The 19080-nt window shown below is 69.5% G+C and carries 18 protein-coding genes; 10 read left to right on the top strand and 8 right to left on the bottom strand.

Features of this window, described 5'->3' with window-relative positions; all coding sequences use genetic code 11:
• Positions 1-64 precede the first annotated feature (64 nt).
• Together RT2_RS15640 and RT2_RS15645 are read right to left on the bottom strand one after the other, a co-directional pair.
• Positions 65-574 (bottom strand): O-acetyl-ADP-ribose deacetylase, encoded by a 510-nt coding sequence (locus RT2_RS15640; protein WP_072845717.1) that lies wholly within the window; start codon positions 572-574, stop codon positions 65-67.
• Positions 571-1557, bottom strand: coding sequence for an ADP-ribosylglycohydrolase family protein (locus RT2_RS15645; RefSeq protein WP_371851172.1), 987 nt, complete (start codon positions 1555-1557; stop codon positions 571-573). Before RT2_RS15645 ends, RT2_RS15640 begins: the two co-directional genes overlap by 4 nt.
• Positions 1558-1617: 60 nt before the next feature.
• On the opposite strand from RT2_RS15645, the gene RT2_RS15650 reads away from it, so the two are divergent.
• From RT2_RS15650 to RT2_RS15660, 3 genes are all read left to right on the top strand, one after another.
• The gene (locus RT2_RS15650; RefSeq protein WP_072845718.1) at positions 1618-2298 is read left to right on the top strand and encodes an NUDIX hydrolase; all 681 of its coding nucleotides are present in this window, start codon (positions 1618-1620) and stop codon (positions 2296-2298) included.
• 393 nt (positions 2299-2691) lie between these two features.
• Positions 2692-3525, top strand: coding sequence for a hypothetical protein (locus RT2_RS15655; RefSeq protein ID WP_139191255.1), 834 nt, complete (start codon positions 2692-2694; stop codon positions 3523-3525).
• A gap of 75 nt (positions 3526-3600) precedes the next feature.
• Complete coding sequence (locus RT2_RS15660; RefSeq protein WP_072845720.1) at positions 3601-4194, top strand: hypothetical protein; 594 nt, start codon at positions 3601-3603, stop codon at positions 4192-4194.
• Positions 4195-4410: 216 nt separating this feature from the next.
• On the opposite strand, the gene RT2_RS15665 is transcribed toward RT2_RS15660, so the two are convergent.
• Genes RT2_RS15665 through RT2_RS15675 form a run of 3 tightly spaced genes read right to left on the bottom strand, consistent with a single transcriptional unit; the run spans position 4411 to position 7288 of the window.
• On the bottom strand, positions 4411-5034 hold the full coding sequence (locus RT2_RS15665; RefSeq protein ID WP_072845721.1) for a LutC/YkgG family protein: 624 nt from the start codon (positions 5032-5034) through the stop codon (positions 4411-4413).
• On the bottom strand, positions 5031-6545 hold the full coding sequence (locus RT2_RS15670; protein WP_072845722.1) for a lactate utilization protein B: 1515 nt from the start codon (positions 6543-6545) through the stop codon (positions 5031-5033). Before RT2_RS15670 ends, RT2_RS15665 begins: the two co-directional genes overlap by 4 nt.
• Positions 6542-7288: a (Fe-S)-binding protein gene (locus RT2_RS15675; protein WP_072845723.1), complete on the bottom strand. Its 747-nt coding sequence runs from the start codon at positions 7286-7288 to the stop codon at positions 6542-6544. The genes RT2_RS15670 and RT2_RS15675 overlap by 4 nt, the downstream gene beginning before the upstream one ends.
• Positions 7289-7481: 193 nt before the next feature.
• Between RT2_RS15675 and RT2_RS15680 the strand changes: the two genes are divergently transcribed.
• From RT2_RS15680 to RT2_RS15700, 5 genes are all read left to right on the top strand, one after another.
• Complete coding sequence (locus RT2_RS15680) at positions 7482-8483, top strand: MBL fold metallo-hydrolase (RefSeq protein WP_072845724.1); 1002 nt, start codon at positions 7482-7484, stop codon at positions 8481-8483.
• A gap of 139 nt (positions 8484-8622) precedes the next feature.
• On the top strand, positions 8623-10341 hold the full coding sequence (locus RT2_RS15685; RefSeq protein ID WP_072845725.1) for an aldehyde dehydrogenase family protein: 1719 nt from the start codon (positions 8623-8625) through the stop codon (positions 10339-10341).
• A gap of 54 nt (positions 10342-10395) precedes the next feature.
• Positions 10396-11988: a GMC family oxidoreductase gene (locus RT2_RS15690; RefSeq protein ID WP_072845726.1), complete on the top strand. Its 1593-nt coding sequence runs from the start codon at positions 10396-10398 to the stop codon at positions 11986-11988.
• A 70-nt stretch (positions 11989-12058) separates the two neighbouring features.
• Positions 12059-13582, top strand: coding sequence for an acyl-CoA synthetase (locus tag RT2_RS15695; protein ID WP_072845727.1), 1524 nt, complete (start codon positions 12059-12061; stop codon positions 13580-13582).
• An 87-nt stretch (positions 13583-13669) separates the two neighbouring features.
• Positions 13670-14443: a hypothetical protein gene (locus tag RT2_RS15700; RefSeq protein ID WP_072845728.1), complete on the top strand. Its 774-nt coding sequence runs from the start codon at positions 13670-13672 to the stop codon at positions 14441-14443.
• Here the strand turns inward: RT2_RS15700 and paaI are convergent.
• Genes paaI through paaZ form a run of 3 tightly spaced genes read right to left on the bottom strand, consistent with a single transcriptional unit; the run spans position 14427 to position 17210 of the window.
• Complete coding sequence (gene paaI, locus RT2_RS15705; RefSeq protein WP_072845729.1) at positions 14427-14831, bottom strand: hydroxyphenylacetyl-CoA thioesterase PaaI; 405 nt, start codon at positions 14829-14831, stop codon at positions 14427-14429. The genes RT2_RS15700 and paaI overlap by 17 nt on opposite strands.
• Complete coding sequence (locus RT2_RS15710; protein WP_072845782.1) at positions 14828-15157, bottom strand: EthD family reductase; 330 nt, start codon at positions 15155-15157, stop codon at positions 14828-14830. The genes paaI and RT2_RS15710 overlap by 4 nt, the downstream gene beginning before the upstream one ends.
• 1 nt (position 15158) lies before the next feature.
• Positions 15159-17210, bottom strand: coding sequence for a phenylacetic acid degradation bifunctional protein PaaZ (gene paaZ, locus RT2_RS15715; RefSeq protein ID WP_072845730.1), 2052 nt, complete (start codon positions 17208-17210; stop codon positions 15159-15161).
• 273 nt (positions 17211-17483) lie between these two features.
• On the opposite strand from paaZ, the gene RT2_RS15720 reads away from it, so the two are divergent.
• Together RT2_RS15720 and RT2_RS15725 are read left to right on the top strand one after the other, a co-directional pair.
• The gene (locus tag RT2_RS15720) at positions 17484-18212 is read left to right on the top strand and encodes an enoyl-CoA hydratase/isomerase family protein (RefSeq protein ID WP_072845731.1); all 729 of its coding nucleotides are present in this window, start codon (positions 17484-17486) and stop codon (positions 18210-18212) included.
• A complete protein-coding gene (locus RT2_RS15725) occupies positions 18209-19063 on the top strand; it encodes a 3-hydroxyacyl-CoA dehydrogenase family protein (protein WP_072845732.1) in 855 nt (284 codons plus the stop codon). The genes RT2_RS15720 and RT2_RS15725 overlap by 4 nt, the downstream gene beginning before the upstream one ends.
• The last annotated feature ends 17 nt before the right edge of the window (positions 19064-19080 follow it).

The following is a 19080-nucleotide window of genomic DNA, read 5'->3' on the forward strand; positions in this document are numbered from 1 at the left end:
ACCACACCGGCCCGACATGTCCCGCTGCCACATGTCGGACCGTGTGGGTTTCGACGGGCATGTCCTATCCGAGCGCCCGGCGCATCAACGCCGTGGTCTCCCCGTCGTACGCCACCAGCGTCACGACCTCGACGTCGGTCTTCGCCGCGGTGATCGCCGCCACGGCCTGCCGGACCGCGTCCGCCCTGGGCCAGCCGTACGCGCCGCCCGAGATCAGCGGGAACGCGACCGTCCGGGCTCCGACCGCGTCCGCCACGGCCAGGCTGCGGGTGTAGGCGGCGCGCAACTGTGCCGACCGGTCCTCGTCCTGGGAGTACCGCGGGCCCACGGTATGGATCACCGTCCGCGAGGGGAGCCGTCCGGCGGTGGTGGCGACGGCGGCGCCCACCGTGAGGCCCTCCGGCAGCGTGGTGGCGCGCAACAGCTCGCAGGCGGCGAGGATCTCGTGGCCTCCGGCCCTGTGGATGGCGCCGTCGACCCCGCCGCCACCGAGCAGAGACGGTTTGGCGGCGTTGACGACGGCGTCCACGCGCAGCCGGGTGATGTCGCCTTCGACCACGTCGATGACGGTCACGACTGCGCCAGGAGGTCGGTGGCGCCGTCGCTGTCGTCGCATCCGCCGCCGACGGTCTCGAGGGCCAGTCGCTCCAGGTCCGGCGCGGTGTATCCGGGCCAGCCGTGCAGGATTCGGCGCCACCCGGCGGGCACCGCGGACGCACCCCAGCGGGCCCCGAGGAGGCCACCCGCGATGGCGGCGGTGGTGTCGGTGTCCCCGCCGGCCCGGACCGCCGCCACGAGGGCGCGCCGCAGGTGCCGGTCGTCGGAGCTGTCGGTGGAGGTGATCGCCCACCATGCCGTCTGCAGCGCGTGCACCACCCACCCGTTGTTCGCGAAGTCCTCGGGCGTGCCCTGCTCGGCCTGGTCGAGCAGCGGACCCCAGTACGCCGCGACGTCCGCGGGCGCGATGTCGAGGTAGTCGCGGACCCCGTCGAAGGTGCCGTGCAGGACGGCATGCCGGATGGCGTGACTCCACAGCTGGCAGGCCTGGGTGGCCTGCGGGTCGTCGTGGGTGAGCGAGGCGATCTGCGCCGCGGCATCGAGGCAGCCGGCCTCGTCCCCGAGATAGGCCAGCGCGACCGGCGCGGTGCGCATCAGCGAGCCGTTGCCGCCCTTGCGTCCGGTCAGTGCGCGGGCCCGCGCCTGCATCGCGGCGCCGCCTGCCGGACGCCGCGAGAGCACCGCCCGGGTCTGGTTGCCGATGTCGGCCGGATCCGAGTCGAACCACCGGACAAACTGCGCCGCAACGGCGTCCAGCCCCTCTCCGCGGCCGATGTCCGCGCCGGTGGCGGCAACCTCGGCGATGGCGAGCGCCATGGAGGTGTCGTCGGTCCACTCCCCCGGCGCCCAGTCGAACGGGCCGCCGCCGATCATCTCGATCGCCGCGCCGGCATCCGGGTGGGTGAACTCGTACCCGGCCCCGAGCGCGTCACCGGCGGCGGTGGCGAGCAGCACCCCCGCCGCACGATCGCCCTGCTGCGTCGACAACTTCACGTTCATGAGGTCCCCTTTGATCAACTGTGATCTAACAATAGATCATTATTGAGATAAGATGCAACGGTGACCGAATCGACAGTACCGAGCGGCAAGTCCCTGGAGGACTACCCACGCCCGTCGGTGGCGGTGGATGTCGCCGTGCTGACCTACTCCTCCGGTGCACTGCAGGTACTCGTCGTCGAGCACCGCCTCGGCTCGCTGGCACTGCCCGGCACGTTCCTGCACGAGCGCGAACTGCTCACCGACGCCGCCGAACGCGCGCTGCGAGACAAGGCCGCACTGCCGGGCACACAGTTCCACCAGTTGGCCATGTTCGACGATCCCACCCGGGACGACCGCGGCTGGGTGCTGTCGATGGCGCACGCCACCGCCATCCCGACCGGCGACCTTCCCGCCGACGCCACCCTCGTCCCGATTCAGCACGGGAGGGTCACCCAGAGCCTGGCGTTCGACCACGCCGACATGGTGGGCCTGGCCGTCGAGGACCTGCGGGAGCGATACGCGGCACAGGTCGATCCGGCCGGACTGCTGGGCGAGACGTTCACGGTGCTCGAGCTGCGCCAACTCTACGAGGCCGTGTTCGACCGGGAACTGCAGAAGGACTCGTTCCGGCGGCACGTCAGCAAGGCGCTCGAGAACACCGGGGAGTGGTCGAACCCCGGCAACGGTCGCCCGGCCGAGATCTTCCGCCGCCGCGGCGACGCCGCCCTGCCCGCCCAGGCCGCGGTGCTGTTCGCCGGCTGAGCCCGCCCCTGCCCGCCCCCAGGGGACACCACCGAAGGGCGGGCGATTTAATTCAGATCCAAAAGAACGACTCCGAGATATTTCCACGGCTATTGAAGATAAGTTATTTCCGATCCAGAAAGATCTCTCGGCAATTTAAGGACATATCTCCGGGTCGCTTCAAATTCGCCCTTAATTTCAAAAAGAATTCCCGCACAAGGCTCGATGACCTGCGGTGACGACGACGATCCGACCACTCCGAGAGATTCTCGAGAAACGGTTGACGCGGGGCTCTCCGTTGCTCTAACGTCGTGCCAGCGAACACGGAGCGCACGCCGAACAACGCAAGTCTGGCCAATTACGAATTTCCATCAGGCCATATCTCTGTCGATTTCACAGTGAATGGGAGTGATCATGAACGACCCCCTGACCCAGTCCGGAACCGAACTCTACGACGCGATCGTCGACGAGATGCCGGACGAGGAATTCACCGACGACTACCCGGCCGAGGCACTGCTCGTCGTGGCCCACGGCATCAAGCGAATCCTGTGCTCGGGCCTCACCGAGGTGGTCCTCAACGAGCGCGACCACATCATGCCGTCCGACCCGAACTGGTTCTCCGGCAACAGCTTCGCGATGACCGTCGCCATCGGGCAGTACCGACGTCTGATCGACGAGTCCATCGCCGTCGCAGCGCTGATGAAGCTCGGCTGCGGCGACTCGGCCTGGCACGTCCTCGGGGGCATGAGCGGGCAACTGGTCAACCTGGCTCTCTCCGAACTCAACCCGGATTGGGCCATCGCCAGGGCAAAGATCGCGATCGGCTCGTCGACGGAGGCGGCCGCGTTCGGGCACCGCAGGGACTGCCGGATCAACCTGCCGGACCTGCAACTCGAACTCGCCCTCCTGGGCCTCGAGAGCCCGGGGCCACCCGAGAACGAGCCGAAGAGCGAGGCCCTGTCCCAGGCGCTCGTGGCGATCCACCTCGGGAGAGACGCAGCCGTGCAGGCACTTCCGCCGCAGGACCTCGACCCGCGTTTCGCAGGGCACGCGGAACCCGACGAGACCTCACAGCTGCTGTGGCACACGACGGCCGACGTCCTGCTCCTGGCCACCGAACTGCTCGAGAAGGTGATGCGCGAACTCTGCGCGGACGACATCTACTGGCAGGGCATCACGGCGGGGCTGCAGACCGCCATCGCCGACATCAGCCCTGGACAGGGTCAGCCCCAGACTGACGCGGCCTGACCACCGGTCCGCAGTACCCAACGCACACCAGCACCACAATCCACCACACTCTCAGCCCGCACCGAAAGGCACACCATGACCCTCGCGCACGGCAACAGCCAGTCCACCCACAGCCTGCTCGGCAAGGGCCGCAGCGCCGTCCGGCCCGCCGGCGCCCGGTGCGGCCGGCCGGCCGGCCCGTGTTCGGCCGCCGTCGAGACCGCCCGCCAGAGTCTCGGCGGCCGGGTCCTGATCCACCCCGACGCCTGCCGCGGCATGCGTGACCTGGACTCCGCCCCGCAATCTGCGGCCTGGGGCAAGGCAATCGTGCGTGGTCTCACCGCACTCGGCGCCTATGCGGTTTCCGCGGAGGCGGGCTTCGCGGGCGGATTCTTCCAGTGGTGCAAGACCTCCGGCCACCCGCAGTCCTGGCCCGCCACCCCGAAGAAGCTGGCGATGCGCGAGTCCGAGACCGTGATGAACAGCCCGAAGCTCTACCGTTCCCGGATCCTGCCCGTCGCCACCGAGGTGGACGCGTCGGGTGCGATCCTGATGCAGGCCCACCTGAAGATCGCCGAGGGCGGCGGTGACCTCGCCCCACGCATCTACTTCACCGTCGACCCGCGCACCACGGCCGTGCACGTCGGCTTCGTCGGCCCGCACAAGCACATGCGCAACACCCGATCGTGACGCCCGGTGCCGGCCGAAGGGCCACACCGAACCGGCAACCTGGCCCCGGGCTCCACCGGACACGACGCCCTCGCCGCGGCTCGAGAACGTACGACTCGCTCGATCCGTACGGATTCGGCGTGTCGTACGTTTTCCGCGTTTCGTACTTTTCGGCGTGTCGTACGTTCTGGATTTCGACCGAACTGTCGTGTCCGGCGGCGCGGGCACCACGCCCGCTCACCCGACGATCACCACGTGCAGGTTCCGCGGGCCGTGCACCCCCTCGACCCGTTCGAGTTCGATGTCCGAGGTCGCCGACGGCCCGCTGATCATGGTGGTCGGGCGCTCAGGCACCAGCCGCGCCAACGCCTCCGGCACCCCTACCTCGACGCTCACCAGGGCAACCACGCACACGTGCACGTCCGGCACCAGGGTCAGCGCCCGCCGGCCCTGATCGGGGCTGCCGTCGAGGAAGATGGTCCCGGTCTCCGCGCACGTCACCGTCGAGGACGTCACCACGGCGTCGAGCGTCGACAGCTCCGGCGCCGGCACGTCCGCCGAGTCCACCACCACCTCGCCACCGAACGAGGCCAGCCACGACTCGTCCAGTCCCGCAGGCACTCCCACCCGCGTCGCGCCGAGTTCGGTGAGCACCCCGGCCAGCACGGACGCCAACTCCCCCGCCTCGCACGTGTGGACCTGCGCCTTGTAGTCGACGAGCCGGTCCACCAACAGGGACCGGCGCTGCTCGTCGGGCATGGTCCGGCCGGTCCGGTACCCGCGCGGGATCTCCAGCGCCGCCGGCGGCGCCAACGTCAACGCGTCCCGCACCCGCGCCAGCATCACCTCCCGTGAACTCACGACCGCCCCTCCCGTCGCGCGGCATCGATCTCCGCACGCCCCTCCGCCGAGTCCCACCACTGCCGGAAGGTCTGCTTCGGCGGCGCCGGGATGTCGCGGGCGGCGGTCCACCCGCGCAGCGGCGGCGGCAGGGTGGAGATCCTGCCCTTCTTCCCCGCCAGCAGCCGCCCCAGGCCGGCGGCCTTCTGCGCCGCGGTGAACCGCCGGGCCTTCGTCATCGCGTAGGACGCGGCCTTCATCGCGGCGGCCTCGACGCCGAAACCCGACTGCTCCACCTTCTGGTGCCGCAACTCCACCAGCATCGACGGGATGTCGATCTTGACCGGGCAGGCGTCGAAGCACGCCCCGCACAGGCTCGACGCGAACGGCAGCGTCGAGTTCGGGTCGTCGGCGCCGTCCATCCCGGCGAGCTGCGGGGTGAGCACCGCGCCGATCGGACCGGGATAGGTGGAGCCGTAGGCGTGCCCGCCGGTGCGCTCGTAGACCGGGCACACGTTCAGGCACGCAGAGCAGCGGATGCAGTGCAGCGCGGCGCGGCCCACCCGGTCCGCGAGCGCGGCGGTGCGGCCGTTGTCGAGGAGCACCAGGTGGAAGGACTGCGGTCCGTCGCCGGAGCTCACGCCGGTCCACAGCGACGTGTACGGGTTCATCCGCTCCCCCGTCGACGAGCGCGGCAGCAACTGGAGGAACACCTCGAGATCCCGGTACTCCGGAACCACCTTCTCGATGCCCATCACCGTGATCAGGGTCCGCGGCAGCGTCAGGCACATCCGGCCGTTGCCCTCCGACTCGACCACGCCGAGGGTGCCGGTCTCGGCGATCCCGAAGTTGGCCCCGGAGATCGCCACCGGAACTGTCATGAACTTGTGCCGCAGGAACTTCCGGGCGGCGGCCGCGAGGTGCGCCGGGTCGTCGTCGAGGTCCGGGTCCACGTCGGCCATCTCGCGCAGGAAGATCTCGCGGATCTCGGCGCGGTTCCGGTGGATCGCCGGCACCAGGATGTGCGAGGGCTTGTCGTGGCCGAGCTGCACGATCAGCTCCGCCAGGTCCGTCTCGTACGCGCGGATGCCGCGGGCCTCGAGGTGCTCGTTGAGCGCGATCTCCTGCGTCGCCATCGACTTGACCTTGATCACCTCGTCGGAGCCGGTCGCACGCACCAGCCGGGTGACGATGTCGTTGGCCTCGTCCGCGTCGGCGGCCCAGTGCACGACGCCGCCGCGCGCGATCACCGCCGCCTCGAGTTGCTCGAGCAGCTCCGGCAGCCGGTTCATCACGTCGGTCTTGATCGCGGATCCCGCGTCCCGCAACGCCTCCCAGTCCGGCAGCTCCCCGGTGACCGCGAGACGTTTGGCGCGGATCGTGTGGGTGGCCTTGCCGAGATTGCGGCGCAGCTGCGCGTTGGCCAGCTCGTGGTGCGCGGCGGCCGGGAACGACTCGGTGCCGCGCAGGAACCCGGCGCCCCTCGGAGCGCGGGGCGGGAACGGCGGCAGCCCGAGTGCGACACCCCTCATGCCGTCACCGGCCCTACCGACGCCAGGATCTCCGCGAGGTGCACCGTCCTGGTCCCCATCTGCAGCCGGGACATGCCGCCACCGATGTGCATCAGGCACGACGAGTCACTGGCGCAACAGAACTCGGCGCCGGTGGCCGCGACGTTGCGAATCTTGTCGCCCAGCATCGCCGTCGACGTCTCCGCGTTCTTGATCGCGAAAGTGCCGCCGAACCCGCAGCACACGTCGGCCTCCGGCAGCTCGACGAGGTCGATCTCGCGGACCGCCCGGAGCAGGCGCAGCGGCTTGTCGCCGACCCTCAGCAGCCGCAGCGAGTGGCAGGTGGGGTGGTAGGTGACCCGGTGTGGGTAGTGGGCGCCGACGTCGGTCACCTCCAGCACGTCGATCAGCAACTCGGAGAGCTCGAAGGTCTTGGCCTTTACTGTCTCGACCCGCTCGCACAGGCCGACGCTGCCGTAGCGCTCGGCGACGATCTGGTGCTGGTGGCGCACCGACCCCACGCAGGAACCGGACGGGGCGACGATGGCGTCGACGGAACTGTCGCCGAAGTTCTCGGCGTAGTTCTCCACCAGCGGGAGCGCGTCGGGCTGGTAACCGGTGTTGACGTGCATCTGCCCGCAGCAGGTCTGTCCCGGCGGGAACACCACCTCGTGTCCGAGGCGGGTGAGCAGCAGGGCTGTGGCCTTGGCCGCGTCCGGGAACAGCGTGTCCCCGATGCAGGTGGCGAACAGCGCGATTCGCATGCGGTACTCCGGAGTCGTGGGGTGACTTCCGCCCACAGTAGAACCGCCGCCCGCCGTCGTGCAGGCCGACGCGGCGAGCGGGCCCGAGTCCAGCAAGTTCCCGCGACGCGGGACCCCGCCTCCCACCGCCGCGCCGGAGAGGTCATGATGACGGAAAGGGTTAGCGATATTAACTAGTCACGAGGTACCTCAGATGAGCGAAGCGACGGCCATCGGCGATGGCATCTTCCAGATTCCTGTTCCCATGTCCCACAATCCTCTGGGCAACACCCTCGTCTACGCGATGGAGTCGCCCGGAGGGCTGGTCCTGGTGGACACCGGCTGGGGCGACGACGAGGGCTGGCAGGGCCTGACCTCCGGCCTCGAGTCGATCGGGCACTCGGTCTCCGAGGTGGAGGGCGTGGTGCTCACCCACTTCCACCCCGACCACACCGGCCTGTGCGGGCGGGTCCGGGAGGCGTCCGGCGCGTGGATCGCCATGCACGAGTCCGACCACGACATGTTCGAGAAGATGTCGGAGGGACGCGGTCAGGAGTGGATGGACTACCAGCTGGCGAACCTGGCCCGCGCCGGCGCGGAACCCGAGGACCTCGCCGCGTTCGAGAAGGCATCGGACGCCAACGCACCGGTCGGCCCCGACGCCGCCCCCGACCGCAAGCTCGAGGACGGTGAGCTCATCGCGCTGACCGGCCGCGACCTCCGCGCGGTGTTCACCCCCGGTCACACGCCGGGCCACGTGTGCTTCTACCTCGAGGACGCCGACGTGATGTTCACCGGCGACCACGTGCTGCAGAAGACCACCCCGCACGTCGGGAACTTCGTCTACCCGCTCGAGGAGCGGGACGGCCTCGCCGAGTTCCTGGACTCGCTGCGACGCGTCCAGTCGATGGACGTCACCCGCGGCCTGGGCGCGCACGGCCGGCCGATCGACGACGTCGCGGGCCGCGCGGTGGAGCTGATCGAGCACCACGAGGAGCGGCTCGACCACCTGTACGAGGCGTTCGCCGACGACCAGATCACCGTGTGGGAGGTGGCCCAGCGGATGAAGTGGTACCGGCCGTGGACGGACTTCCACCCGATGGCCAAGGGCATGGCGCTGTCCGAGGCGGCCGCGCACCTGCGGCACCTGGTGACCCGCGAGCAGGTCGCGCAGGTGCCGGGCACCGAGCCCGCGCTGTTCGTCGCGCGGCGGTAGCCGCTGCGCCGATCCATGGCGCATCACTGCCAAAGCGACGAAGATCGGAACTGTAGGTCCTTCGAGGGCGTGGTCGTCCACGCCCTCGACCGGACGGACGTCCCTCGGAGGCTTCCGTCCCCGGAGACAGGAGTCCGCAGTGAGTGATCCCGCAACCCCGACCGCCTACCCGGAGGTCGACCAGGCCCTCACCGACCTGGTGGAGGGCGAGAAGACCTGGGCCGGCCTGCCCCTGAGCGAGCGACGCAGACTGCTCGACCGGGTGCGGGAGCTCACGGTGGCGAACGCCGGCGACTGGGTGGACGCCGCAGTCGCGATCAAGCGGCTCGACCCGGACTCCCCGCTGGTCGGCGAGGAGTGGATGTCCGGTCCGTACCCCCTGGCCACCTCACTGACCGCGCTGTCGGCGAGCCTCGCCGCCCTCGAGTCCGGCGCCAGCCCGCTCGCCGACGCCGACTTCGGCACCGCCCCCGGCGGCCGCACCACCGTGCGGGTGCTGCCCCTGAACGTCTTCGACCGGTTGCTGCTGAGCGGGTTCAGCGCCGAGGTGTGGCTGCGGCCGGGCATCGACAAGGCGACGGCGCAGCGCGACGCCGGACTCGCCGAGCTGGACCCGACCCGGACCAACGGCGTCGGCGTGGTGCTGGGCGCCGGGAACATCACCTCCATCGCGCCGCTCGACACGCTGTACGAGCTGATCGCCCACAACCGGGTGGTCGCGCTCAAGCTGAACCCGATCACCGACCCACTGCTGCCCGTGCTGGAGCGGGTGCTCGAACCGCTCGTCTCGATCGGCGTGGTCCGCCTGCTCACCGGCGGCGCGGACGTCGGGACGTACCTGACGCGGCACCGCCTCGTCGACCACGTGCACATGACCGGCAGCGCGCTCACCCACGACGCGATCGTGTTCGGCACCGGAGAGGACGGCGCGCGCCGCAAGGCCGCCGGCGAGCCGGTGCTCGACAAGGCCATCTCCAGCGAACTCGGCGGGGTGTCGCCGACCATCGTGCTGCCCGGCAAGTGGAGCCGTTCCGACATCGAGTTCCAGGCCGAGCACGTCGCGACGCAACGCCTGCACAACGGCGGCTACAACTGCGTCGCGGCCCAGGTGGTGGTGCTCTCGTCGGCCTGGCCCCAGCGCGACGAGTTCGTCGAGGCGCTCCGGAAGGCCGTCGACCGCGCCCCGGCCCGCGCGCCCTACTACCCGGGCAGCGACAACCGGGTGGCCGCGGCGACCGAAACCTTCCCGCGCGCCGAGAAACTCGGCGATCGCGGCGGCCGGGTCCTGGTGAGCGGTCTGCCGCCGGACGAGTGCACCCCACTGCTGCAGACCGAGTACTTCGCCCCGGTCCTCGGGGTGATCGACCTGCCGCACGACGGCGCCGAGTTCGCCACCCGCGCAGCGGAAATGGTCAACGACCAGTTCGTCGGCACCCTCGGTGTCAACATCATCGCCGAGCCCGGCACCATCGACGCGATGGGCGGGCGCTTCGACTCGCTGCTCGAGTCCCTGCGGTACGGCACCATCGCCGTGAACGCCTGGACCGGCGTCGGGTACCTCACCGCCACCGCGACCTGGGGCGCCTTCCCCGGCCACACGCTCGACGACGTGCAGAGCGGCATCGGCGTGGTGCACAACGCCCTGCTGATCGACAGCCCCGAGCGCACGGTGGTCCGCGGACCGTTCCGGCCGTCGCCGCGGTCGTTGCTGCACCGCGAGGCGTCGATCTCGCCGAAGCCGCCTTGGTTCGTCGACAATCGCACCGCCGCCCGCACCGGGCGACTGCTGACCGGCTTCGCGGGCGCGCCGTCGTGGACCAAGCTGCCGGCGATCTTCGCGTCGGCGCTGCGCGGATAAGTGCTGGGTGGATAGACGGTTCTCCCCAACACTTCTCGAAGTGGAGGCCAACAAATGAACAGCGAGAAGTCGGTCGCCGACTACGTCGTGGTCGGGGCGGGGTCGTCCGGCGCCGCGCTGGCCGGCCGGCTCAGCGCCGACCCGCACAAGGACGTCGTCCTGCTCGAGGCCGGGCCGCCGGACAAGAACAGATTCGTCCACATACCCGCGGCCTTCTCGAAGCTGTTCCGCAGCGAACTCGACTGGGACTACCTGACCGAGCCGCAACCCGGGCTCGGCGGCCGCCGGGTCTACTGGCCCCGGGGCAAGATGCTCGGCGGGTCGTCGTCGATGAACGCGATGATGTGGATACGCGGTTTCGCCGCCGACTACGACGAGTGGGCCGACCTCGCCGACCGGTCCTGGGCCTTCCACAACGTCGTGGAGTACTTCCGCCGGATCGAGAACGTCGAGGGGGCGGCGTCCGACGACGCCGGCACCTCCGGACCACTCTCGGTGAGCCGCCAGCGCAGCCCACGCCCACTCACCGCGGCGTTCCTCGAGGCCGCACGCGAGTGCGGGTACCCGGTGGAACGGGCGAACACCGCTCGGCCCGAGGGCTTCTCACAGACCATGGTGACGCAGAAGCGCGGCGCCCGGTGGAGCACCGCCGACGCCTACCTGGTGCCCGCACGCCGACGCCCCACCCTGACGGTGCTCACCGAGGCCAAGGCCACCCGGGTGATCTTCGAGGGCACGGCCGCCGTCGGGGTGGAGTACCAGAAGGACGGCGCGCGCCGCACCGTGCGGGCCCGCAGGGAGGTGGTCCTCGCGGGCGGCGCGATCAACTCGCCGCAGCTGCTGATGCTCTCCGGCATCGGCGACGAGCAGCACCTGCGCCGGCACGGGATCGCGGTGCGACACCACCTGCCGGAGGTGGGTCGCAACCTCGCCGACCACCTGGTCTCGATGCTCGGCTACCGCGTCCAAACCGACACGCTGTTCGCCGCCGAGAGGCTCCCCGAACTGGCGAACTACCTCGCCCGGCGGCGCGGGATGCTCACCTCCAACGTCGGCGAGGCGTACGGGTTCGCCCGCAGCCGTGAGGAACTCACGCTGCCGGACCTGGAGATGATCTTCGCCCCCGCCCCGTACTTCGACGAGGGCCTGGTGCCGGCCACCGAGCACGCCGCGGTGATCGGCACGATCCTGCTCAGGCCGCAGAGCCGCGGGGAGATCACGCTGCGGTCGGCGTTCTCGGAGGACAAGCCGGTCATCGACCCCCGCTACCTCAGCGACGCCGGCGGCGCGGATCGTCGCGCGATGCTCGAGGGTCTGCGGCTGTGCACAGCCCTCGCTGCGGCCCCCGCGCTGAGGTCCCGGCTCGGCACGATGCTCCGGCCCGACCTGCCGGCGCACACCCCCATCGACGAAGTGCTCGCGGTCGCGCTCGAGCGGAACTCGCACACCCTGTACCACCCGGCTGGCACCTGCCGGATGGGCAAGGACGACGGCAGCGTCGTCGACCCCCAGTTGCGGGTGCGCGGGGTGGAGCGGCTGCGGGTGGCGGACGCGTCGATCATGCCGACCCTCATCCGCGGCCACACCCACGCGCCGTCGGTCGTGATCGGGGAGAAGGCGGCCGACATGATCCGGGCGGCGGCCTGACCGGCCTGTCGAACCGAAGGGTCTTTCGAAACCCTTCCGAATTAGTTGGACGTCCTATAATCTGACGCGCATGAGCATGGACCCGCGCACCAACACTGTCGACGGCGTGCTGCGCCGCTCGGCCGCCAAGTTCCCCGACCGCACGGCGCTGACCTTCGACGGTCGCAGCTGGACCTACCGCGAGCTCGACGCCGCGGTGACCCGCGCGGCCGGCCACCTGCTCTCGCTCGGCCTCGAGCACGGCGACCGGGTGGCCGCGTACGGCACCAACTCCGACGGGTACGTGATCGGGTTCCTCGGCTGCGCGCGGGCGGGACTGGTGCAGGTGCCGGTCAACTACGCCCTCAAGGGCGAGGAGCTGCGGTACCTGGTCGCGCAGTCCGGTGCCCGGGCGGTGCTGGTCGACCCCGGGCTCTCCGGCACCCTGGACTCGGTGCGCCCGGATCTCGCCGTCGAGCATGTGCTCGCACTGCGGGATGCGGACGGCTCGCTGGTCGAGGTCAGTGCCGGCGGTGAGGTGCCGGAGCTGCGGCAGCAGGCCGCGTCCACTGACCTGGCCCAGCTGCTGTACACGTCGGGAACCACCTCGAAGCCCAAGGGCGCCATGATGACCCACGGTGCGCTCGTGCACGAGTACGTGTCGTCGGTGATCGCGCTGGGCCTGTCCGCCGACGACAACCCGCTGATCTGCATGCCGCTGTACCACTCGGCGGGCATGCACGTGTTCATGATGCCGTACCTGTCGGTCGGCGCGACCGTGAATCTGATGGCGGCACCGGACATCCCGGAGATCCTGCGCCGCATCGAGGCCGACCGGATCGGGTCGCTGTTCCTCGCGCCGACGGTGTGGGTGCCGCTGGCGAACCACCCGGACCTCGACACCCGCGACCTCTCGTCGCTGAAGAAGGCGCAGTACGGCGCGTCCATCATGCCGGTGACGGTGCTGAACCGGCTGCGCGAGAAGTACCCGGACCTCGGGTTCTACAACTGCTTCGGGCAGTCGGAGATCGGGCCGCTGGCCACGGTGCTCGGGCCCGAGGACCACCAGGACCGGCCGTCGTCGTGCGGGCGTGCGGTGTTCTTCGTGGAGACCCGGGTGGTGGACGCCGAGGGCAACGACGTCCCCGACGGCGTCGCCGGCGAGGTCCTCTACCGGTCCCCGCAGCTGTGCCAGGGCTACTGGGAGAACCCGGAGGCGACGGCGGAGGCGTTCCGCGACGGCTGGTTCCACTCCGGCGACCTGGTCACCCGCGACGCCGAGGGCTTCATCACGGTGGTGGACCGCATCAAGGACGTCATCAACACCGGCGGGATCCTCGTCGCCTCACGCGAGGTCGAGGACGCGATCTACACGCACCCCGCGGTCGCGGAGGTCGCCGTCGTCGGCACCCCGGACGAGAAGTGGATCGAGGCGATCACCGCGGTGGTGGTGCTCCGCGAGGGCGGCCAGCTGACGTCCGAGTCGCTGATCGCGCACGTCAAGGAGCGGATCGCGCCGTTCAAGGTTCCCAAGCAGGTGGTGTTCGTCGAGGAACTGCCGAGGAACCAGAGCGGCAAGCTGCTCAAGCGGGAGTTGCGGACCACCGGGGCCTGACCGCCGGCGACGACCGGCCACCGCAGAAACGGCGCAGCCGACGGGGCGCGTGTGGGAGGGTGGCCGGACCGAACCGGAGGAGGCCCCGTGAGCCGGAAGATCATCCGAAAGACCGGCATCGCCGCGGCGGTGGCGCTGGCGGCCGTCGGGCTGAGCGGCTGCTTGGCCCCCGGCACGCCCCCCGGGTGGTCGAGCTACACCATCGAGCGGGGCGCGCACAGTGCGACGGTGGGTCGCCCCGCCGGGGTTGCCGGTCCCCTGGCGGGTTGGGTCAGCCCCGGTGGGGCGTCGCGGACGTACGACTTCGTACTGACCCCCACGGCGGAGTACGTACTCACCGCGCCCACCCAACCCGAGGACCAGTTCGACTGGAACAAGCTGCCCGGCTTCTCGGACTGCGGCGACATCGACCTGGCACGCAACGGCGCCATGTTCGGGTGGCGGTGGCGCACCGACACCTCGCCCCGCGTGCTCGAACTGGTGCCGTACGCGAATGCCGACGGCGTGCACCAGTACCCCGACAGCGCGCTCGTCACCCTCTCCCATGACGACCTCGCGGCCAATGCGCCGCTGCGGTACTCGATCCAGATCGACGGGTCCGTCTACCGTTTCGCCATCGACGGCACCATCCGCGGCCGGGACATCCACGAGACGGCCACGCTTCCGCGGTCCTGCCCCACCAACCCCACCAGCACCGGAAAGTGGTACGCCGGCTTCTACTTCGGCGGCACGTCCACCTCGCCGTCGCAGATGTACGCCTACGTCCGCGAACCCGCCGGCGGCTCGGCGCCCGGCCAGACCGGTGGCGACGGTTCGCTCGGCTCGAGCGGACCGGCAAACCGACTCACCGAGAGCGCGTGAGGGAGCGGCTGTCGCCGCGGAACTCGGCGACAGACCGGCCCCGAACACGCACCGTGACGTCGTAGATACCGTTGCGTCCATATCTTTCTCGCTCGACCGCCTCGGCGACGAGCTCGTCTCCCAGGCGTGTGGGGGCCAGGAACCGAATGTCCGCCCGCGCGGCGACCGCAGGTTCACCGTATCCGTTGCACGCGAGCGCAAATGCCGTGTCCGCCAGGGCGAAAACGAATCCGCCGTGCGTGATTCCGTGCCCGTTCACCATCGTCTCGCCGACCGTCATCGATGCGACCGCACGGCCCGGGGCCAGCTCCCGAAGCTCGATCCCGAGCGCCTGCGACGCCACATCGGCATCGAACATCTCTCGCGCCGACCGGCATTCGGCGGTCATACGTCTCCCACCGGCCCCTGGACCGATTCCACTTCCTGGGTGAACATCGTCACCCCTCCGGTGGCGAAGTTCCGGACGTCCCTGCCGGCTTCCCGCATCTCCTTCGACGCCAGTCCGGCGTGCATCGTCTCGGCATCGGGGAAGGACAGCGACGCAATCGAATAGTAGGCGGGGCTGCCGCCGTCGAGCGCGCTGCACTTCCCCCAGGTGTAGCCCGACAGTCCGGGAATCCTTCGCGCCAACGGGATGTGCGTGGCGCGATAGTGAGCATCGAAGGCGTCGGGATCCTCGGGATGGCCATAACACACCACCACCTTGAAGCCCATGTCAGAGCCCTCCATCGTCGGACGCGCCCTTGGCGACGAGGGTGAGGACGTCGTAGGTCGCCACCACATCGCCGTTCTGATTCGCGACCACGGCGTCCCACCGCACCTCGCCGTAGTCGGCGCTGCTGCGCGGTGTGATCAGCTTCGCCGTCAACGTCACGGTCAGACTGTCATCCGCCTTGACCGGGGTCAGGAAACGGAGGCTGTCGACGCCGAAGTTCGCGAGGACAGGTCCCGGGTTCGGCTCGACGAACAGCCCGGCCGCGAGCGAGACCACGAGGTAGCCGTGTGCGACGATACCGCCGAAGAGGGGGTTCGCCGCCGCGGCATCGGGATCGGTGTGCGCATAGAAGGTGTCGCCGGTGAACTCCGCGAAATGGTCGATGTCCGCCAGTGTGACCTGCCGCGGTCCTCCGACGACAGTGTCCCCGATCCGCAACTCCGCCAGATTCTTCCGGAACGGGTGGACGCCCTCGTCGGATCGCCGTGATCCGGGAAACCAACGGTTGCCGACGGCGGTCAGGATGTCGGGGGTCGCCTGGACCGCGGTGCGCTGCATGTGGTGCAGGACTCCGCGGATGCCACCGAGTTCCTCACCGCCGCCGGCGCGGCCCGGGCCGCCGTGCACGAGCACGGGCAGCGGCGAGCCGTGCCCGGTCGATTCCCGCGCATCGTCCCGGTTGAGAACCAGGACGCGTCCGTGGAAGGGCGCCAGCCCCAGCACGACGTCGCGGGCGAGCCCGGCCTCGCGGGTGACGAGGGAGGCGACGAGGCTGCCCTTGCCGCGGGCCGCGAGTTCGAGCAGTTCGTCGGTGCCGTCGTATCCGATCACCGTGCTCACCGGCCCGAACGCCTCGATGTCGTGCGGCTCGTCGGCGGTCTTGTCGTCACAACGCAGCAGGATCGGGGGGAGGAACGCGCCGGTCGACCGGTCCGCTCCCACGACCTCGAAGTCCTCCGGGTCCCCCACCACAATCTGCGCCGACTTCGTCAGTCCGCGAAGCGCTTTCAGCACCTCGTCGCGCTGCTCGACGCTCGCCAGGGCGCCCATGGTGACCCCCTCGGCATCGGGGGCGCCGACCACGACCCGCGCGAGGCGGCCCCGCACGGCCTCGACCACGTCGTCGACCAGGCCCGACGGAACGAAGGCACGGCGGATCGCGGTGCACTTCTGGCCGGCCTTCACGGTCATCTCCGTGACGAGTTGCTTGACGTATAGATCGAACTCCTCACTGCCGGGTTCGACGTCCGCACCGAGAATGGAGGCGTTGAGCGAATCCGCCTCGGCGTTGAAGTGCACGCCCTCGGCGACAACCCTCGGATGGGCCCGTATCAGCGCCGCAGTGTCCGCGGATCCGGTGAACGCGACCGAGTCCTGCCCACCGAGGTGGTCGAGCAGATCGCGCGCGCTGCCCGAGAGCAACTGGACCGACCCTTCCGGTAGCAGTCCGGACTCGACGATGCGACGGAACACCAGTTCGGTGAGATAGGCCGTCTGGCTTGCCGGCTTGACGATCGACGGCACTCCGGCGATGAATGCCGGCGCCAGCTTCTCGAGGAAGCCCCACACGGGAAAATTGAATGCGTTGATCTGGACGGCGACACCGCGACGCGAGGTGTAGACGTGCTGACCGAGGAACGTCCCCGCCTTGCCCAATTGCTCGTGGGGCCCGTCGAGGTGGACGGTGTCGTTCGGCAGTTCGCGCCGCGCCTTGCTCGCGTAGCTCAGCAGGGTTCCGAAGCCACCGTCGATGTCGACACCGGAGTCGCGTCGCGTCGCACCGGTGGCCGTGGACAGCTCGTAGAACTCGTCCTTGCCGGCCATGAGCGTCAGGGCCAACGCCTTCAGCGCTGCGGCGCGCTCGTGGAAGGTCAGTTCGGCCAGCGCGGGCCCACCGACCGCACGGGCATACGTCACCATCCCGGCAACGTCGAGCCCGGTCGACGAGATGCGCGCCACCTCGGAACCGTCGACTGCGCTCAGCAGCGGCGTTCCGGCATCGGGTGCCGTGTACCAGCTCCCGGCTACATAACTTTGCACTAACCTGCTCACGACAACCTCTCTCCACCGTACGTTCGGTCGGTAATTAGGATCGCCAGAACCTCGCCAGATTGTCAAGGCACGAGACATATTCCGACGACCACCAGTTTCTCGACCGAATCCGTCGAACCCTTGCGCACCGACCAAAGGTTCGGTTATTAATGGAAACCAGCACGCTACGAAGGAGGCGAAAGTGGTGCAAGCAATCCTGATGCGCGGAGCCCGCATCCCACACGAGCGCTCAGGCCGAACCCTCACCCGGCTCCCCCTGCCGAGTGAGGCACCATGAACACCCTGACGATCGACAATCGAGCGGACCGGATGGTGGTCACTCTCCAGCGTCCGCAGCAGCGAAACGCGATCAACGCCGAAATGGTCTCGGAGCTGCACCAGGTGTGCGCGCTTCTCGAGGACACGCCGAAGCCGTTGCTGATCAGCGGATCCGGTGATCACTTCGCGGGTGGGGCCGACATCGCGGAGCTCCGGGAACGGGGTCGCGACGAGGCGCTCGCGGGTGTCAATCGCAATCTTTTCGATCGCGTCGCAGGCCTGCCGATGCCCACTGTTGCGGCGGTGAGCGGATTCGCGCTCGGCGGCGGCGCGGAACTGTCGTACGCCTGCGACATCCGGGTCGCAACGGACACCGCGGTGTTCGGCAACCCCGAGCCGGGTCTCGGCATCATGGCCGCCGCCGGTGCCAGCTATCGACTGCAGGAACTGGTCGGCACGTCGATCGCCAAGCAGGTGCTCCTCGCCGGCCGAAACCTCGACGCGGCGGCGGCGCTGCGTTGCGGGCTCGTGATCAGCGTCGTGCCCCCCGGCGAACACGTTGCCGCCGCGCACGACATCGTCGATCGCATCAACCGGTCCGCACCACTCGCGCTCAGGCTCAGCAAGCTGATCGCCGATGCGCCCGGATCCCACCCCTTCGCCGACGACATCGCGCAGGCAGTGTTGTTCGAGAGCCGAGACAAACACGACCGTATGACGGCCTTTCTGGAGAAGAAGAAATGACGAGCACAATCCCCGGCCGTGTCGGTGTCGTCGGCGGCGGACGAATGGGCGCCGGCATCGCGCAGGTGTTCGCGACGCTCGGTTCCACCGTCACCATCGCCGAGAGCGGCGATCGACAGGCGGCATTCACCCGAGTTTCGGACGGACTGGACCGCGCCCACGAACGCGGAAGGCTCGGCGAATCCGACCCGGCGACCGTGCTCGGACGCGTGTCGCTCGTCGACGCACCGGACGAGCTGCCCGCCGGACTCGATCTCGTGGTCGAGGCCGTCCCGGAAGCACTGCAGCTCAAGCTCGGCGTGCTCGCCCTCGTGGAGAAGACCGTCGATCCGACGACGGTGATCGCGACCAACACCAGTTCCATCTCGATCGCCGATCTCGGTGCGGTGCTGGACGATCCCCGCCGATTGATCGGCATGCACTTCTTCAATCCGGTACCGGCGTCGACGCTCGTCGAGATCATCCGGACTCCCTCGACCGACACCGACGTCGTGGCACGGGTGTGCGAGTGGGTCTCCCAGCTCGGCAAGTCCCGAGTACTCGTCAACGATTCGCCCGGATTCGCAACGAGCAGGCTCGGTGTCTGCCTCGGGCTCGAGGCGATCCGAATGCTCGAGGAAGGTGTCGCCGATGCCGAGTCCGTCGATCGTGCAATGGAACTGGGATATCGACACCCCATGGGTCCGCTGCGTTCGACCGACCTCGTGGGCCTCGACGTTCGACTCGCCATCGCCGAGCACCTGACGGAGACGCTCGGCGAACGCTTCCGGCCTCCCGCCCTGCTCCGCGAGAAGGTCGCGCGAGGCGAACTCGGCCGCAAGTCGGGTCGAGGCTTCTTCATCTGGTCCTGAGACGACACTCGGGCCCG

It is taken from the genome of Rhodococcus tukisamuensis NBRC 100609 (genome assembly GCF_001894985.1).
In the GTDB taxonomy this organism is placed as follows: Bacteria; Actinomycetota; Actinomycetes; order Mycobacteriales; family Mycobacteriaceae; genus Rhodococcus_G; species Rhodococcus_G tukisamuensis.

What these genes read in the sequence shown, in the direction of transcription:
- RT2_RS15645 (WP_371851172.1), bottom strand. Translation starts at nt 1,557, where the DNA reads ATGAACGTGAAGTTGTCGACGCAGCAGGGCGATCGTGCGGCGGGGGTG.
- RT2_RS15655 (WP_139191255.1), top strand. Translation starts at nt 2,692, where the DNA reads ATGAACGACCCCCTGACCCAGTCCGGAACCGAACTCTACGACGCGATC.
- RT2_RS15660 (WP_072845720.1), top strand. Translation starts at nt 3,601, where the DNA reads ATGACCCTCGCGCACGGCAACAGCCAGTCCACCCACAGCCTGCTCGGC.
- RT2_RS15670 (WP_072845722.1), bottom strand. Translation starts at nt 6,545, where the DNA reads ATGAGGGGTGTCGCACTCGGGCTGCCGCCGTTCCCGCCCCGCGCTCCG.
- RT2_RS15675 (WP_072845723.1), bottom strand. Translation starts at nt 7,288, where the DNA reads ATGCGAATCGCGCTGTTCGCCACCTGCATCGGGGACACGCTGTTCCCG.
- RT2_RS15680 (WP_072845724.1), top strand. Translation starts at nt 7,482, where the DNA reads ATGAGCGAAGCGACGGCCATCGGCGATGGCATCTTCCAGATTCCTGTT.
- RT2_RS15690 (WP_072845726.1), top strand. Translation starts at nt 10,396, where the DNA reads ATGAACAGCGAGAAGTCGGTCGCCGACTACGTCGTGGTCGGGGCGGGG.
- RT2_RS15695 (WP_072845727.1), top strand. Translation starts at nt 12,059, where the DNA reads ATGAGCATGGACCCGCGCACCAACACTGTCGACGGCGTGCTGCGCCGC.
- paaI (WP_072845729.1), bottom strand. Translation starts at nt 14,831, where the DNA reads ATGACCGCCGAATGCCGGTCGGCGCGAGAGATGTTCGATGCCGATGTG.
- RT2_RS15710 (WP_072845782.1), bottom strand. Translation starts at nt 15,157, where the DNA reads ATGGGCTTCAAGGTGGTGGTGTGTTATGGCCATCCCGAGGATCCCGAC.
- RT2_RS15720 (WP_072845731.1), top strand. Translation starts at nt 17,484, where the DNA reads ATGAACACCCTGACGATCGACAATCGAGCGGACCGGATGGTGGTCACT.
- RT2_RS15725 (WP_072845732.1), top strand. Translation starts at nt 18,209, where the DNA reads ATGACGAGCACAATCCCCGGCCGTGTCGGTGTCGTCGGCGGCGGACGA.